The following is a 1,395-nucleotide window of genomic DNA, read 5'->3' on the forward strand; positions in this document are numbered from 1 at the left end:
CCCGAGTTGGGTCATTTGCCTTAGTGCCTTGATTTCTCGGATGCCAGCGCGTCGAGAATGGTTTTGACCTCGACGTTCAGGGCCGGCGGGAAGGTGGCGATGACGCCGTTGAGGTCGATGGTGGCCGAGCGCAGGGGTTTGAGGGTGCGCAAGAACCGCCGTAGTGACAGACCGGTTCGGGTCTGGACTTCGCGGCTGAGGGCTAGGGCGGTGAACACGATGGTCAGATGTGCTTCGATGGCGTCGCGGGTGCGGGCGAACATGGGTCTGGCGGCGAGGTCGGATTTGGACATCCGGAAGGACGCCTCGACGTGCCAGAGGTCGTGGTAGCTGGCGATCACTTCGGTCGCGGGCATGCGTGCGGCGTCGATGTTGGTGACGTAGCCCTTGAGCCCGACCAAGCGGCGGGCCCGGCGCAGCGATGCTTCGTCGATTTCTTGGGAACCGTTGCGGTTCTTGATGAACCGCGGTGTCCGCGCGGCCTTCTCGCCAGCGACGACCGCGCGGGCCTTGTTCTCCTGCAGGTTGAGCGTCTTGGTGTCGCGCACCGCGCGTTTGGTCGAATATGCCCACACCGCGCGCCACGACTTGGTATGGATGGCCGGATCCCAGACGGGCTCAGCCTTGCGCTTGAGGTCACTGGTCTTCGGCGTGGTGCCGCGGTGATCGCGTGGGGTGATGGTGTCGATGATCTGGCCATCGGCGAAAAGCTCACCATGCCAATGAAAATGGGATGCCAGATCATTGGGTGCCTTGGTAACCCTGGATCCGACGATGAACCGCAGCCCCGCCTCATCGAGCTCGCGGAGATTGCCACTGGCGAGCATGCCGGCATCGGCGACGACGACCATGTCGGTGATGCCGTGGCGTGCCTGGAACGCTTTCACGATCGGCACGATCGTCAAAGTCTCGGCCTTGTTACCTTCGAAACAGCCGATCTCCAATGGAAATCCGGCGCGGTCGACCAGCAGCCCGACCACGATCTGCGGGTCCACGCGGCGTTCCTTGGAGTACCCGACGCGACGTAGCTCATCTTCCTTGTCGGCCTCGAAATAGAGCGTGGTCACGTCGTAGAGCACCAGGCTGACATCCCCGGCGGTACGGGCATGAGCGAAACACGCTGCGGCGATCCGGTCGCGGTAGCCACCGCCACAGGCCCGGCGCAGGGTGCGTTTGCGCGTCGACAGCGACGCGCAGGTGCGGCCCAGCTCGGCCAGGACCCGATCGACGTCGAGCAGGCTGGTCGGTTCCACCACCCGGGCGATCACCAGGTCACGGAAGACCTCGTCACCGACCGCATCAAAGCCCAGGCGGGCGTACACCCCGGCCAGGGCCTCGTAGAGCAGACCGCTGCTGCTCTTGAGCACTTGCGGACGTGTCACCAGCTGTCGCGGC

1 protein-coding gene is annotated in these 1,395 nt (G+C 64.5%); it reads right to left on the reverse strand.

The genetic code is table 11. The features are described from left to right. Nucleotides 1-20: 20 nt before the first annotated feature. The coding region (locus A5699_RS25065; RefSeq protein WP_067775531.1) for an IS1634 family transposase at nucleotides 21-1,395 on the reverse strand (1,375 nt) is incomplete at its 5' end.

The sequence above is a fragment of the Mycobacterium sp. E802 genome (genome assembly GCF_001666875.1).
In the GTDB taxonomy this organism is placed as follows: Bacteria; Actinomycetota; Actinomycetes; order Mycobacteriales; family Mycobacteriaceae; genus Mycobacterium.